This is a genomic window from Litorilinea aerophila (genome assembly GCF_006569185.2).
GTDB classification, from domain to species: Bacteria; Chloroflexota; Anaerolineae; order Caldilineales; family Caldilineaceae; genus Litorilinea; species Litorilinea aerophila.
Genome location: NZ_VIGC02000021.1, coordinates 38,259 through 51,891, shown reverse-complemented (window position 1 = coordinate 51,891; position 13,633 = coordinate 38,259). Strand labels below are relative to the sequence as shown.

Sequence of the window (13,633 nt, the reverse complement as noted above, 5' to 3'; positions counted from 1 at the left end):
TTTCCAGAATCGACACTACACGCGCAGCGGGGGCCGGTCGACCGGCCCCCGCTTTTTCATGCCCTGCGATGATCGTTCAACGGTCAAAACGCATGACCCGAAAACGCTCGAAGTAGCGCACCGAACCATCGGGCTGGGTTTCGCCCCACCGTTCTCGCCAGCGCTGGGGCGCCTCCTCTGGATTGGCGATCTGGCTGGTATGGCACAGGATGGCCTGGATCTTCTGGTTGATGTCGTCGGTGATGTCGATTTCCACGTTGGGCTGTTCGTGGCCCACCACATAGAGCTGGCTGATCTTGTGGGGCAGGTAGCCTTCGTCGGCCATATCCGGGTAGAACATGGGGTTGTCGGCTGCCGGGAAGATGGCCTCCAGCGCCACCAGGCCCGCGTTGCGGTGATCCGGGTGGTTGATGTACCCTTCGCCCACCAGGTAGCGATCCGGGTGGGGACAGATGATCAGCTCGGGGCGAATCCGCCGGATCTCCCGGGTGACCCGTTTGCGGATGGAGCGGGTGGGGCGCAGAAAGCCGTCCTCTTCCCCCATGAAGAGCACCTGTTTGACGCCACAGAGCTGGGCCGCGTTGCGCTGCTCGATCTTGCGCATGGCGATGAGCTGGTTCCGGGTGATCTCCGGGTTATGGTTGCCTTTGTCGCCGTTGGTCAGAATCATGTAGGTGACCTCGATGCCCTGGCGGGCCATCTGGATCACCGTGCCAGCACAGGTGAAGTCGGGGTCGTCGGGGTGGGCCATGATCACCAGCGCCCGCTGCACATTGGACCAGTCTGGCTTTCCCAACGCACTTTCAGCCATTGGTTGTTTCCCTTCCTGCTGTTGTGACGGTTGGTGATGTCCAAAAAAAAACCTCCGCCTTGGCAGAGGTTTTTCATTCAGTTGACGGACATGGAAATCAGCCTGGGTCAGGAACCCATTTCGAGGGCGGCGTAGCCGGGGCCTTCGGTGAAGAAGAGGGCGTTCAGCTCCGCACAGTAGGCGTATTCCTCGGGCAGGTCCTCTTCAGGCAGAATGGCTTCCACAGGGCACTCGGGCACACAGGCGCCACAGTCGATGCACGTTTCCGGATCGATGTAGTACCAGGGCCATTCGTCCTCGGGCTGGCCGGGGACGATGCACTCCACCGGGCACACTTCCGCGCATGCGCCATCGCGAATGCACAGATCGAAAATCACATGGGTCATCTAAGAAACCTCCTGTGTTACGTGGTTGGCGAACATTGCTGCTGCTCAACGGGGCCCTGTCCATCCCCCCACGGCGCCTGGGCCCATCCCTCAGGAGCGTTTCATCCAGGGCCACTTCGGCCACCTGCCATCCGCCACAACAATGTCCCAAGAGGGAAGAGTGACCGATGGCTACGGCTCGATGGCAGGGACGCCGCGAGGGCGCACCTGGTCAGGCTTCAAAGGGTCGAGGCAACGGCAACTATCGAACACCGGCACTGGTTTGCAAGTGTAATCAAAAAGGGACTCTGTTACACTTTGCACAAACTGATATGGCTTCGATTGTAACTGGCTTTCTGGCAATTGTCAACTGTCTGGGCAAAATTTCGCCAATCCAGCCTCCATTCACGACTCGGCCACTTCGGCCAGCCCTTCCATGTCCAGGATCTTAATCCGCTTGCGCCCGATCTCGATCAGTCCCTGGGATTTGAGCTCGTTGAGCACCTGGGTGGCCGTCTCCCGATAGGTGCCCACACTTTCGGCCAGATCCTGGTGGGTCAGACCCACGATTTCGTTGCTGCCCTGCTCTTCCGCCAGGCGCAGCAACAGGCTGGCCAGCCGGGCTGGAATCCCTTTGAACGCCATGTTTTCCAGGCGCTCTTCCGCCTCCCGCAGGCGCTTGCCGGTAATCTCCAACAGGCGCAGGGCAACCTGGGGCTTGTTCAGGATCAGACGCTCCAGGTCCGTCCGGCTCATGACGCAGATGAGGCAGTCGTCCACCGCCTCGGCAAAGGTGTTGTGCATCTTGGTGCCCAGCAGGGCCATCTCCCCAAACAGGGTGTGGGGTCCCAGGGTGGTAATGACCAGCTTCTTGCCCTCCGGGCTGATCCGGTAGAGCTGGACGCGCCCCTCTTTGAGGATGAACAACACTTCCCCCGGCTCCTCGGGCCGGTAGAAGACCCGTCCCCGAGGCACCGTACTCATGGTGGTGATCCGGTTCAGTTCCTCCATCTCTCGGGGCGTCAGATCCTGAAAGACCGTCAGCTCGGAGAGGTAACGCATCTTTTCCGCGGGTTGTGTCACCACGGATTTTTCATCGCTTTTCACGCTCACCCTTTGCTCCTGCATGTCACAACGGGTTACTCCCGGATAATGACACGATTCCATGTGAATCCGGTTTCCATACCGGATCTACGAAATCACGGACGCCATCGACCGGTTTCTGCCAGGATCTACGATCTATCGGACCAATTGATTCAACGTCTCCATCACCTTTTCGGTGGAGGGATTGCCCAACGACCAGACTTTGCCATTGAGCAGATAGGTTGGGATGGCAAACACCGCTTCCGGGATGACCTCGTCCGTATGCTCAATATCCACGACCCGCAACGTGACCTGGGGGTAGTGGGTACGGATCAGGTTGGCGACTTCATGGGCATAGTGACAGGTCTCACAGTGCTCCGCCACGTAGATCGTTACGAAAACGGGCCGGCGGCCGAGATGGGGCTCGCCTGCCAGGATGTCGGCAGATGGGCCCTCAGCCGCCGGGGAGGAAACGGCCTCCCGATCCACCCCACCCTCGTCCACCTCCTGCCGCGACCCATGCGCACATCCGCTGCGCTCTTGTGCCATGCGAATCGAATCTCCTCACAGGAACTGCGCCCCTACCACGCACAGTAGGTCTGGTTGCACCGTTGTATGCTCGAGTGTGTGCCAGAGGTGCCTGGATCTCTATCACGCAAAGATGCGTAATCTACATCACTGTCACTGGCGGCAGCGTACTACAGAAGGGAGTGGTCCCTCTGTGACCCACCTTACGCCAGGGGGTGCAGTGCATCCTGTGAAACGGCTCCCTCTCGGGCTCCATTATAAACCGCATGGCGGAAAAAGCAAGCCGTCGGCAAATTTTGGGTGGATGGCCGCCGTTTTGCCAGCCTCCTGTTTCTGGTTACAATGCCATCATGACCACCGATCCCTATCGTCCGCCCACCGGTGCACCCACGCCGGAAGGGAAAAGGCGCCCCCAAGGCCGACGACGCCGGCGTCCCCGACCACCCGACCGCACCGCGGAGATCCTCACCGTGAGCGTACTGGTGGCCCTGTTGGTGCTGGCCGGCCTGGGCGCCATGCTCTGGGCGGTGGAATCCCGTCTGGTGTGGGGTCCCACGCCCACCCCCACGGCCACCCGGCGCCCACCCGCCACCCCCACACCGGACTTCCGGGCCACCAACCTGGCCCAGGACTTGCTGACCCAGGTGGCCTACGAGGCGGCCCTGGCCGGGACCCGGCCAGCCACGTCCCCTGTGGCCACAGCCACCCCCACCACTGTCCAGCTCATGATCCCGGTCATCTCCTCCGACGGTGCCACGCCGACCCTGTCGCCAACGGCCACCCTGCCGCTCCCGGAGAACAGCCCCACGCCGGCCAACCAGGTGATCTTGCCGGTCATCTCCAACGAATCGGGCGGTATCGTCGCCACGGCCACCCCGCCCCCTTCGCCGGTGGAGACGCCCACGCCCCCGCCAGAAGAGCCCACCTGGACGCCGACACCTACCCCAACGCCAGAGCTGCCCACGCCGACACCGGCCATCGTGGAGCCCACGGCCACCCCGACCCCCTCGCCCACGCCGGTGCCGTTCACCGTGGCCAGCCTCCCAGCCCGGGTTCGCAGCCAGGATACCAGCCTGCGCATCGGCCCCAGCAACATCTACACCGTCACCGGCACCCTGGTCGCGAACCAGGAGATCCGGCTGCTGGGCCGAAGCCCCAGCGGTGAATGGGTCTACGTCTGTTGTGTCGCCAACAACGAACCTGGCTGGGTCCGCCAGGCGTACGTGGACATTCCAGCAGACGCCGACCTGGGCCCCGGCGCGCCTGAAGACGCGGACGTGCAGGACGTGCGCTGGCTGAACGTCCAGCCGGCGCCATCCTTCCTCTATCCCTTGCCCACGCCCACGGCCATCCCTGAAAACGACTTTCCCCGCTGGCGCTACGACGCCCACGCCACCGGCCTCTTGCCCCGGGTCCCCAATCCGCCCGTCAGCTTTGCCTGGCCAGTCCTGGCCCAGGCGGCCCAGACGTTGAGCTCACCGGTCCTGGTCTCTGGCTCCAGTGTAATGGTGGCCAGCAACGATCACCACCTCTACAGCTTCGACCGAATCAACGGCAATCAGCGCTGGCGCTTCAACCTGGGACAGGCGGTGGCCTCCGTCGCTCCGGCCATCCACCAGGGGGTGATCTACGTGGCGGACAGCCTGGGACAGCTGCGGATGTTGGAGGATCAGGGCAACCAGGCTCGCGAGATCAACCAATATCCCCTGCCGGCTCCCCCCGTCACGGGCATCAACATCATCAGCGATACCCTGCTGGTCGGGGTGGGCCAGGAGAGCTCCTGGCGGCTCTTTGCCCTGGATTTGCGTAACCTGAATCGAACGTACGCCCACGAAGTGGCAGGTGCCCCTCCCCAATACCCCACCGTGGGCGACCAGCTGGTCTACCTGGGGGCCAACACCATCCAGGCCCTGGACATCAGCGACTTTGAGGTCGTCTGGACGCAGCCGGCGGTGGCCAGTGTCACCGCGCCGCCGGTGTATCACCGGCCGGGCGTCCGGCGGCTGGCCGAGCTCTATGTGGCCGACGCCAACAACGTCGTCCGGTCGCTGGACGCCAACACGGGCGACGAGCTCTGGAATCGGGCGCTGGGCCAGCCCATCACCGGCCTGGCCGTCAGCCCGGTAGCCGTCTACGCGGCTGGCAACGGCTATGTGGTGGCGCTCTCTCGCCTGGATGGGGCCGAGCTCTGGCGCAACAACGTGGCCGGCGCGGTGTTGGGCGGCCCCCTGGTGGGTCAGGACATGGTCATCACCGTGACCCAGGGGGGGGAAGTGCAATATTTCAACGCGACCACCGGCAGCCCCATCCACAGCGCCATTGTGGCCTCCACGGTCAGCAATGCCCCGGCCATCAGCGGCGCGTGGATCTTCATCCCGGGCACGGACGGTGGTCTTTACGCACTGCGAGGAAACGGATGAGCCAACCCACGGAGACGAAGGGGCCGGCGCGCCAGGGGCTGCCCGGCTGGGATGCTCTGCTGCTGGCCCTTCTGGTCATTGCCCTGCTGCAGATCACCGGGCTGGCCGAAGCCGCAGCCCTGCCCAACCGGGTCCAGGACGTGTGGCAGCACCCCCTGCTGGGGCGCCTGCTCCCCGAGGCGGGCAAGCAGGCCATGGGGGAGATCGGGCCGCGACCGGGCGATCCGGTGGGTCTACTCTTGCACGCGCTGACCCTGGGCTTCCTGCTGGGCTATCTGGTGGTGGATCTGGCAGCCCGGGGGCGGGTGCAGGTACGCCTGAAGTGGATGCTGCTGGTGGCCATCCTGGCCACAGCCGTGTTCCTCCCCACGGGCAAGCTGATTGCCCTGCGCGCGGCCCATGGCCCGGCCAGCTACACCCACGACGGCGGCGTCATCCAGACCGAAGCGGCCATCACCTACTTCTGGCAGGGCAAAAACCCGTACCGGGAGGACTACGTGGAGACGCCCATGGCCGAGTGGGGCTTCAGCCAGTATCGCACCGCCCTCTACCACTACCCCTACCTGCCCTGGACCTTCATCTTCAGCACGCCCTTTGCAGCCCTGGGGTGGGCCGTGGGGCTGTATGACCAGCGGCTGGTCTATCTGGCGCTGCTGGCCCTGGCCCTGGCCCTGGCGCCCCGGCTGGCCAGTACACCCCGGCGGCAGTTGGCCCTGGTGGCGCTCCTTGGCCTCAACCCCATGATGGCCCTGGACGTCATCTTTGGCCAGAACGATGTCTTTGTCCTGAGCTGGCTCCTCTTCAGCCTGGTGGCCTGGCATCGCTGGCAGGAGCGCCAGCGGGCCGGCGTCCATGCGCCTGGGCTGGTAGCCCTGTCGGCCATCCTGTTTGGGCTGGCCTGCGCCAGCAAACCCACGGCCTGGTTCATGGCCCCTTTCTATGGGCTGCTGCTGGTGGGGCCCGAGGTGACAGGGGGCGGCTGGCGAGAGGTACTACGGGCGATCCCTACCCTGCTTCGGCGGGCCGCGCCGGCCCTGGCGATCTTCGGGCTGCTCATCGTCCCCTACCTGGCGTGGGACGCCGCTGCCCTCTACGACGACGTGTGGCGCTGGAGCAGCGGCCAGGGAGAAACCGGCTACCAGATCTGGGGCTGGGGCGCCAGCAACTTCGTGCTGGCGCTAGGGCTGGTCCCGGATCGCTTTGCGTACTGGCCGTTCTGGATTCCAGAGCTGCTGGTGGCTGTGCCGCTCCTGGCCTGGCTAATCCACCGGCAGCTGCGGGACAACACCCTGGCCCAGGGGTGCTGGCACTACGGGCTGTTCCTCTTGGGCTTCTTCTACGTCAGCCGCTTCCTCAACGAGAATTACCTGGGATACATCCTGGCTTTCCTGGCGGTGGGCATCCTGGCCCGGGAGGAGCCCTGGATGGCCGCCGGGCCAACGCCGGCAAAGGCACGGGAAACAGCACCGCCAGGAAGGATCCCGCCAATGCCCCAAAGAAAAGGCGCCGGATCGTAGGATCCGGCGCCTGCTGCTCTGGGCCAACGTGTGTGCGCCCCACCGAGGATGAACCGGCCGCTACTGCTCACTCTCCAGGGCGTCCAGCTCCACTTCCCGGCGGGTCAAAAATTCGTAGATCCGGTTGAACTCTTCCAGGCGCGCATCCACCGACTGGGGGCTGTCCTTGCTGGCCACCTGGACCAGGGCGGAAAGGGCGGCCACCAGAGCGACGATACTGGGCAAGGGGCCGGCCACATCGGTGGGTGCGTACATCACCTGGTCGGACATGCGGTTGACGGGGCTGGCCAGGGAGCCCACGATGCCCAGGGTGGCACAACCTCGGGTGCGGGCGTAGGCCAGGGCGTTGGCCACATTTTCACCGTACTCTGTGGCACTGATGCCCACCACCAGCATGTCGGGCGTCAGGCTGAGGAGCGTCCCAGCCAGCCGCACCGGATCGTCCGCGGCGGCCTCGGCCGAAATGCCCCGATGGCGGAGCTGCTCGGCAGCCATTTCGGCGACGGTGTTGGCGTAGCCCTCGGCGATGAGCACGATATGGCGGGCCTGCTCCAACATGGCAGCCACCCGTCGTACGTGGTCAGGGGGATTGTGGATCAACATCTGTTTCAGGTTGTGTTGCTCCTGTTCGGCCCGATCTTTAAAGGCGCTGGCCGGATCCTCCGGCGAGAGGGCTCGAGGTTCGTAGGCGGCGTAAATCTCCGCCTTGACCTGTTCACGAATGTCGTTCAGCAGCTCCGGATAACCGTTGTAGCCCAGCCGCTGTGAAAAGCGCACGACGGTTGTGGTATCCACTCCGACCGAGTATGCCAACTGGGCCGCAGTCATGAACGACACTTCGTAGTAGTTGCTCAGGATGAAATCGGCAACCTTGCGGTAACTGCGGCTCAGGTGATCATAATACTCGCGGATCTTTTCCCTGTACATGGATCCCCCAAATCCAACTGGTCAGACTTGAATTGCTTCGGAACGATGATGGTCGACGGGCCCCCCCTCTGGCCAGCCTGGCGTAAATCCCCTGGCAGAAGTGTGGAGATGCGGCCACCCGGTCTCTGGTGGAAACGCTCTGGCGCATTTCTGCCGGGATTTACCAGATGCCGGCCAATCCCGGCGGGCGGGCGAGCAATTCGTCGCGTAGACGGTGCGCAATACAAAAGGCATGGCAGTCAACCGCATCGCCCAAGGGCCGGTAAACTGCCATGGAAGTGCACTGAATTGTCCAACCAGTATAGTTTAGACAATCTGCCATGTCAACCCAAGCCACCAATGAACAATAGATTGTCGAGGGCGCCCGCAGGAGCGGCGGGCATCCGGATCTTGCCATCGAAAACTGGACGTTGAAATTGCTCAAGCCTGTCCCCCATGATACCATTGCAGCCATGGCACAGGGATATTCTGGAAGATCCATCCAATCCGAAGGTCTGGACTGTGGGCGCCGGCGTATGCTCGTGCCCGTGCTCTTCCTGGCCATAGCCCTGTTGATGGCGGGCTGTGGCTCCCGGGCGGCTGCCATGCCCAGGTCAACCGCCACGCCGGCCCGCTCGGCCCAGGTCCAGGCAACGCCCTCGCCGACCAGCACCAGGACGCCCCGGCCGTCCGCCACGCCGACCCGTACACCCAGGCCGACCCAGACACCGACGGCAACGGCAGCGACAGCGCCTGCCGACACCCCCACCCATGTGGCAGATTCGCCGCTACCCACACCCTCCCTTGCCGCCGGCAGCCCCCTCACGGCCACCGCCAGCACCACCGCTACCCTGCCGTTGACTGCGCTGCTCCAGCTGGCGGTGCCCCAGGTGGCCACGGCCCTGGCCAGCCCAGTCCCTGGTCACCCCACGCCGCCGACAGTCGTCCTGTTGCCCACGCCCACCCCGACGCCCCTGCCATCGCCCACGCCCCCGATGGAGCCCACCCCAGACGGCGTGGTGCGCACAGTCCGGGTGCCCATCCTCATGTACCACTACATCAGCGTGCCACCGCCCGGCGCAGACATCTACCGGCAGGATCTTTCGGTGAAGCCTGAGGACTTCGCTGCCCACCTGGACGCCATCCAGGAGGCCGGCTACACCACCATCAGCCTCTATGACCTGATCGCCCACTTGACCCAGGGCGCTCCCCTGCCAGAGAAGCCGGTCATCCTCACCTTTGACGACGGCTACCGGGACAACTACGAAAACGCGTTTCCCCGCCTGCGGGAACGGGGCATGATCGCCACCTTCTTCGTGGTCACCGACTTCATCGATGAACAGCGCCCCGAGTACCTGACCTGGGACATGGCCCGGGAAATGTACGCGGCGGGCATGTCCATCGAGTCCCACGGCCGCAACCATATCAGCCTCAAGGGCAAAGATGACGACTACCTGGTCTGGCAGGCGCTGGGGAGCCTGGAGACCATCGAGTACGAGCTGGGCGTCCGGCCTCGCTTCGTCTCCTACCCGGCCGGCGACTACGATCAGCGGACCATCGACATTTTCCGCAGCGCCAACTACTGGGCCGGCCTCACCACCATCCAGGGAGCCACCCACCGCAGCGACAACCTTTTCGAACTGCGCCGGGTCCGGGTGCGGGGAACCACCACGCCCCAGGAGCTCCTGCGCCTGCTGGCCCTGGACTGGTAGGCTGGGCTGAAGGGAGTGGAATGCCATGCCACCATCGACAGCGCCCCTTGACGGTAAAACGGCCCTGGTCACCGGCAGTAGCCGGGGCATCGGCCGGGGCATCGCCTTAGCCCTGGCCGCCCAGGGCTGCAATGTGGCCGTCCACTTCGCCCGCAGGCGCCCGGAGGCCGAGGAGACAGTCCAGGCGGTGATGGCCCACGGCGTCCAGAGCGCAGCCTTTCGGGCCAACCTGGCCCGGGAGGAAGCGGCCCGCCAGCTGGTGGCCGAGGTGATGGATCGCTTCGGCAGCGTGGACATCTTCGTGGCCAATGCGGCCAGCGGGACCCTACGGCCGGCCCTGGAGCTGGAGGCCAAGGCCTGGGACTGGACGTTCAACATCAACGTACGCAGCGTCCTGGCCGCCGTTCAGAGTGCGGCGCCCGCCATGCGCCAGCGCGGCTGGGGCCGGGTCATCACGGTGACCAGCGCCGGCAGCCGGCGGGTGATCCCCCACTACGGCGTGGTGGGCATCAGCAAGGCCGCGCTGGAGGCCCTGACCCGCTACCTGGCCGTGGAGCTGGCGCCAGACGGTATCACCGTCAACGGGGTCAGCCCCGGCTTCGTGGAGACCGATGCGCTGGATTTCTTTCCCAACAAGGATGAGATGCTGGAGAGGGCGGTCCGGGCCACGCCGGCAGGCCGTCTGGTGACGCCGGAAGATGTGGGGCAGGTGGTGGCCTGGTTGTGCAGTGACCAGGCCGCCATGATCGTGGGGCAGATCATCGAGATCGATGGGGGCTACGGCCTGTTGGCCCAGGGATAACCGCCTGGGCAGCAGGAACGGGCCTACTCACCCTGGGCGGGCGGAGATTCCGGGGCGGTGGACGTGGACTCCGGGCCGGCCTGCGCCACCAGCTCGATCTTCGGGAAGCGGGCCGGGTCGAATTCGGCCAGGCGCTTCGGCCCCAGGGCGGTGATCTCCCGGTGGATGGCCTCTGCCTGGGCCCGTAGCTTGCCGATGTGGATGCCCTGACAGACGTCGGGCAGGCCTCGCAGGCGGGGCAATCCCCGCCGGAACATCTTGAGGGCGCCGTTCCATTTGCCCCGCTGGATCAGGAGAAAGGCTACTCCTACCTGAAGGATCCCCTGATACATCTCCCGAATCGGTCGGGGTTCGGCCAGCCAGGCCTCCTCAAAGTGCTCGTGCTGCTCGAAGAAGTGGCCCTGGTTGAACGCTTCCACCCCGGCCCGGGCTTCCTCGGGGAGCACATCGTCCCAGCCTTCGGGGTAGCGCACGGGCGGCTGCACGTGCCGGGTGACCACGTCCACCAGCTGCTCCATCATGCGGCTGCGGGCCCAGGCGTGGTCGGCGCCGGCCCGCCGGGCGGCCTTCAGGGTCTCCACATCCACATGGCTGCCGAAGGCGTAGATGGGCACCTGGCGGGTGTGGGGGCGGATCTTGCAGCGTTCGATGGCCCGGTACCAGTCGCCGGGTGTGTTCAGATCCACCAGGGCCAGGACGGGAAAGGTCCGGTCCACGGCTGCCACGAAGGCCTCGGGCGTCTCCACCGTCACCGGTTTTCCCCCCGCGGCCCGGATCACATCCTCCAGCCGGGCGGCGAAGAAGAGATCTGGCTCCAGGCAGACGACAGTCGGCGGAGGAGCCGGCGGCAAAGTGGACGCGGCCTCATCCTGGCCGGCTGGCCGGTCATCTCTAGCGGTGTCTCGTTGGTGGGATGGCTGGGATGGGCACATGGGCATTTCTCCCGGCAACAGTCAGATCGGATCACACGTGCAGCAAACAGCGTAACGACAAGTATACCGTAACACAAGGCGAACCTGGCGCACAACTCCCCCGCCCCCGCGATGGAATCAGCCCCACAGGGTTCCTGGTTTTGCACGTTCTTTTGGTATACTGCTCTTTTGGTATACTGATCTTGACATGCAGAAGCATATATCCGTTGAAGGGCGAGGCGACCGGGAAACCAAGACCCCATGGCGGGAGCCAGGAAGGCTAGTGAGCAGCGATGAGTCAAACACAATCTGAACCCACCTACGAAGAGGCGTTTGCCCGCCTGGAAGAGATTTTGGCGGCGCTGGAAAACGGCGATCTGCCCCTGGAAGAGACCCTGTCCCTCTACGAGCTGGGCGCGACCCTGGCCGCGTATTGCACCCGCAAACTGGACGAAGCGGAGCTGCGGGTTCGCCAGTGGCAGCCGAACGACGAAACAGTCCCGTTGGAAGAATGGCAAGAGAGCTGAACACCGTGGTCGACGCGCTCTGGGCCAATCCCATGTTGTGGATTCCCATCAGCGCCATGGCCGGGGTCCAACTGTTCAAATTTATCTACGAGTGGATCCGGGAGGGCGACTTTGACCTCCACGTGCTGGTGCGCACCGGGGGGATGCCCAGCAGCCACTCGGCCATGGTGACCAGCCTGGCGACGGCCGTGGGCCTGCGGGAGGGGCTGGACAGCGCGCTCTTTGCCGTCTCCACCGTCTTCGCCCTGATCGTGATGTACGATGCCCGTGGGGTCCGCCAGGAGAGTGGCAAACAGGCCCGGGTGGTCAACCAGATCGTGCGGGAGCTGTTCAGCGGTCAGCCTATCAGCGAACAGGAGCTCAAGGAACTTTTGGGGCACACCCCCACCGAGGTCATCGTGGGGGCTATCCTGGGTTTTGTCTACACCCTGTTGGTCCTTCCCTACTTCGCCGGGGGCAGGTGACGGCCGGGAATTTTTATCAAACAATTCAGATTAATCCTTGGCCAGTCATTCTCTCTATGGTATGATGGGCACCTGATTGGCGCGCGGCAAGGGAAGGTCTCTTTTATTTTTTTAAACACAGGATGGGCACCAGCGCAAGTTGGTGGGCATCCCTGTCGCGGTGAGTATTGTGCTCGTCGGGCATATCACCGTTCGTGGTCAATTGCGCAATCGTAGCGACAGTGGAGGAATTATGCGACGTGTTGTCTTAATTCGACCCAAACGTGATGGCCGCATCTTCGGCAAGGCCCCTGGCTCCCCATACACCTTGATGCGCCTGGCCTCGCTGGTGCCCGAGGAAATCCCCGTGGAAATCTGGGATGAAAACCTCTACGATCTGCCACTGGACACCCTGCGGGAGGGCGACCTGGTGGGCATCTCGGCCATGACCACCGACATCGACCGGGCCGAGGTCATCGCCCGCCGGGCCATGCAGCAGGGGGCCGGCGTCGCCATCGGCGGCGTCCACGCCACGCTGCTGCCGGAACATGTCCAGACCTTTGCCCACAGCACCATGGTGGGTGAAGGCTACTTCACCTGGCAGCAGCTCATCCAGGATTTCGCCGCCGAGGGCATCAAAGGGATGAAGCCCGTCTACCGGGACGAAGAGTGGGCCAACCTGGACGGCATCGCCACCATCACCGACCGGGTTATCCAGATGGTGGACGAAAACAAAAACTACTGGACCCCCTACCTGGAGATTACCCGGGGCTGCCCCCGCAACTGCTCCTTCTGCACGGCCATCCGGGTCAGCGGCCGGCGAATGCGCCTGCGCCCGGTGGAGGAGGTGGTGGACGAGATCCAGCGCCGCGGGATCAAGCGCTTCTTCCTCACCGACGACAACTTCGGACTGAACTTCACCACCGCGCCGGACTACTGCGCCGAACTCTTCGAGGCCCTCAGCAAGCTGGATCTCCAGGGCTGGACCTGCCAGTCGGAGATGAGCATTGCCAAGCATCCCGAGCTGCTGGAAATGAGCCGGGCCGCCCACCTGGACAAGCACTTCATCGGCTTCGAGAGCGTCAACCCGGACAACCGTCGGGAGCTGGGCGGCAAGTCCAAGGGGCTGGCCAGCGGCGCGGAGGAGGCCATCCGCATCATCCGGGGGACCGGCGTGGGCGTGGTGGGCCTCTTTGTCATGGGCTTTGACGAGGACACGCCGGCCACCTTCCAGGCCATGTGGGACTTCATCCGCACCAGCGAGCTGGACAGCGTCAGCATCACCATCCTGACGCCCTTCCCAGAGACGCCCTTCCGCAAGCAGCTGGAACAGGAAAACCGGCTCCTGGATATGCCGTGGAAGTACTACGACACGGCCCACGTGACCTTTGTGCCCAAGAACTTCACCGTGGACGAGCTCCGGGAGGCCTACGACTGGCTCTGCCGCAAGACCTACAGCCCTTGGCAGATTGCCCGCCGGGGACTGCGCTCCCTGTGGCGCTATCCCCTCAGCCAGGTGGGGAAGAAGGCCTTCGGCAGCTTCAGCACCGATTATGGCTACCGGCGGACGTACGCGTATCGGAATACGTGATGGGGATTGGGTGATTA

Annotated in this window: 13 protein-coding genes; 7 read left to right on the top strand and 6 right to left on the bottom strand. The window is 64.3% G+C overall.

Translation table 11 applies throughout. The features are described from left to right. Positions 1-76: 76 nt before the first annotated feature. The 4 genes from FKZ61_RS15650 to FKZ61_RS15635 all read right to left on the bottom strand — a co-directional run bounded on the left by FKZ61_RS15650 (position 77) and on the right by FKZ61_RS15635 (position 2,808). A complete protein-coding gene (locus FKZ61_RS15650) occupies positions 77-811 on the bottom strand; it encodes a PIG-L deacetylase family protein (protein ID WP_141611068.1) in 735 nt (244 codons plus the stop codon). 107 nt (positions 812-918) lie between these two features. Beyond that, a complete protein-coding gene (locus FKZ61_RS15645; protein ID WP_141611067.1) occupies positions 919-1,197 on the bottom strand; it encodes a 4Fe-4S dicluster domain-containing protein in 279 nt (92 codons plus the stop codon). A 384-nt stretch (positions 1,198-1,581) separates the two neighbouring features. Next, a complete protein-coding gene (locus FKZ61_RS15640) occupies positions 1,582-2,262 on the bottom strand; it encodes a Crp/Fnr family transcriptional regulator (RefSeq protein WP_229964279.1) in 681 nt (226 codons plus the stop codon). A 153-nt stretch (positions 2,263-2,415) separates the two neighbouring features. Beyond that, positions 2,416-2,808 carry a thioredoxin family protein gene (locus FKZ61_RS15635; RefSeq protein ID WP_141611066.1) on the bottom strand — a complete coding sequence of 131 codons (393 nt, stop codon included), beginning with the start codon at positions 2,806-2,808 and terminating at the stop codon, positions 2,416-2,418. A gap of 329 nt (positions 2,809-3,137) precedes the next feature. On the opposite strand from FKZ61_RS15635, the gene FKZ61_RS15630 reads away from it, so the two are divergent. After that, complete coding sequence (locus tag FKZ61_RS15630) at positions 3,138-5,207, top strand: outer membrane protein assembly factor BamB family protein (protein ID WP_211358588.1); 2,070 nt, start codon at positions 3,138-3,140, stop codon at positions 5,205-5,207. Further along, complete coding sequence (locus tag FKZ61_RS15625) at positions 5,204-6,724, top strand: hypothetical protein (protein ID WP_141611064.1); 1,521 nt, start codon at positions 5,204-5,206, stop codon at positions 6,722-6,724. The genes FKZ61_RS15630 and FKZ61_RS15625 overlap by 4 nt, the downstream gene beginning before the upstream one ends. Positions 6,725-6,784: 60 nt before the next feature. On the opposite strand, the gene FKZ61_RS15620 is transcribed toward FKZ61_RS15625, so the two are convergent. Further along, a complete protein-coding gene (locus FKZ61_RS15620) occupies positions 6,785-7,651 on the bottom strand; it encodes a MurR/RpiR family transcriptional regulator (RefSeq protein WP_141611063.1) in 867 nt (288 codons plus the stop codon). Between the two features lie 515 nt (positions 7,652-8,166). Between FKZ61_RS15620 and FKZ61_RS15615 the strand changes: the two genes are divergently transcribed. Both FKZ61_RS15615 and FKZ61_RS15610 read left to right on the top strand, forming a co-directional pair. Then, positions 8,167-9,342, top strand: coding sequence for a polysaccharide deacetylase family protein (locus tag FKZ61_RS15615; RefSeq protein ID WP_141611062.1), 1,176 nt, complete (start codon positions 8,167-8,169; stop codon positions 9,340-9,342). A gap of 25 nt (positions 9,343-9,367) precedes the next feature. Beyond that, on the top strand, positions 9,368-10,144 hold the full coding sequence (locus tag FKZ61_RS15610) for an SDR family oxidoreductase (RefSeq protein WP_141611061.1): 777 nt from the start codon (positions 9,368-9,370) through the stop codon (positions 10,142-10,144). Between the two features lie 23 nt (positions 10,145-10,167). Here FKZ61_RS15610 and FKZ61_RS15605 read toward each other — a convergent pair whose 3' ends face one another. Then, positions 10,168-11,076 (bottom strand): DUF309 domain-containing protein, encoded by a 909-nt coding sequence (locus FKZ61_RS15605; protein WP_170199807.1) that lies wholly within the window; start codon positions 11,074-11,076, stop codon positions 10,168-10,170. 272 nt (positions 11,077-11,348) lie between these two features. Between FKZ61_RS15605 and xseB the strand changes: the two genes are divergently transcribed. The 3 genes from xseB (at position 11,349) to FKZ61_RS15590 (ending at position 13,616) form a co-directional block, all read left to right on the top strand. After that, positions 11,349-11,582, top strand: coding sequence for an exodeoxyribonuclease VII small subunit (gene xseB / locus FKZ61_RS15600; protein WP_141611059.1), 234 nt, complete (start codon positions 11,349-11,351; stop codon positions 11,580-11,582). Next, the gene (locus FKZ61_RS15595) at positions 11,567-12,046 is read left to right on the top strand and encodes a divergent PAP2 family protein (protein WP_211358587.1); all 480 of its coding nucleotides are present in this window, start codon (positions 11,567-11,569) and stop codon (positions 12,044-12,046) included. The genes xseB and FKZ61_RS15595 overlap by 16 nt, the downstream gene beginning before the upstream one ends. A 232-nt stretch (positions 12,047-12,278) precedes the next feature. Beyond that, on the top strand, positions 12,279-13,616 hold the full coding sequence (locus FKZ61_RS15590; RefSeq protein WP_141611058.1) for a B12-binding domain-containing radical SAM protein: 1,338 nt from the start codon (positions 12,279-12,281) through the stop codon (positions 13,614-13,616). Positions 13,617-13,633 lie beyond the last annotated feature (17 nt).

Coding starts and splice junctions, on each gene's coding strand:
- FKZ61_RS15620 (WP_141611063.1), bottom strand. CDS start 7,651: ATGTACAGGGAAAAGATCCGCGAGTATTATGATCACCTGAGCCGCAGT.
- FKZ61_RS15615 (WP_141611062.1), top strand. CDS start 8,167: ATGCTCGTGCCCGTGCTCTTCCTGGCCATAGCCCTGTTGATGGCGGGC.
- FKZ61_RS15645 (WP_141611067.1), bottom strand. CDS start 1,197: ATGACCCATGTGATTTTCGATCTGTGCATTCGCGATGGCGCATGCGCG.
- FKZ61_RS15635 (WP_141611066.1), bottom strand. CDS start 2,808: ATGGCACAAGAGCGCAGCGGATGTGCGCATGGGTCGCGGCAGGAGGTG.
- FKZ61_RS15595 (WP_211358587.1), top strand. CDS start 11,567: ATGGCAAGAGAGCTGAACACCGTGGTCGACGCGCTCTGGGCCAATCCC.
- FKZ61_RS15630 (WP_211358588.1), top strand. CDS start 3,138: ATGACCACCGATCCCTATCGTCCGCCCACCGGTGCACCCACGCCGGAA.
- FKZ61_RS15605 (WP_170199807.1), bottom strand. CDS start 11,076: ATGTGCCCATCCCAGCCATCCCACCAACGAGACACCGCTAGAGATGAC.
- FKZ61_RS15610 (WP_141611061.1), top strand. CDS start 9,368: ATGCCACCATCGACAGCGCCCCTTGACGGTAAAACGGCCCTGGTCACC.
- FKZ61_RS15625 (WP_141611064.1), top strand. CDS start 5,204: ATGAGCCAACCCACGGAGACGAAGGGGCCGGCGCGCCAGGGGCTGCCC.
- xseB (WP_141611059.1), top strand. CDS start 11,349: ATGAGTCAAACACAATCTGAACCCACCTACGAAGAGGCGTTTGCCCGC.
- FKZ61_RS15590 (WP_141611058.1), top strand. CDS start 12,279: ATGCGACGTGTTGTCTTAATTCGACCCAAACGTGATGGCCGCATCTTC.
- FKZ61_RS15650 (WP_141611068.1), bottom strand. CDS start 811: ATGGCTGAAAGTGCGTTGGGAAAGCCAGACTGGTCCAATGTGCAGCGG.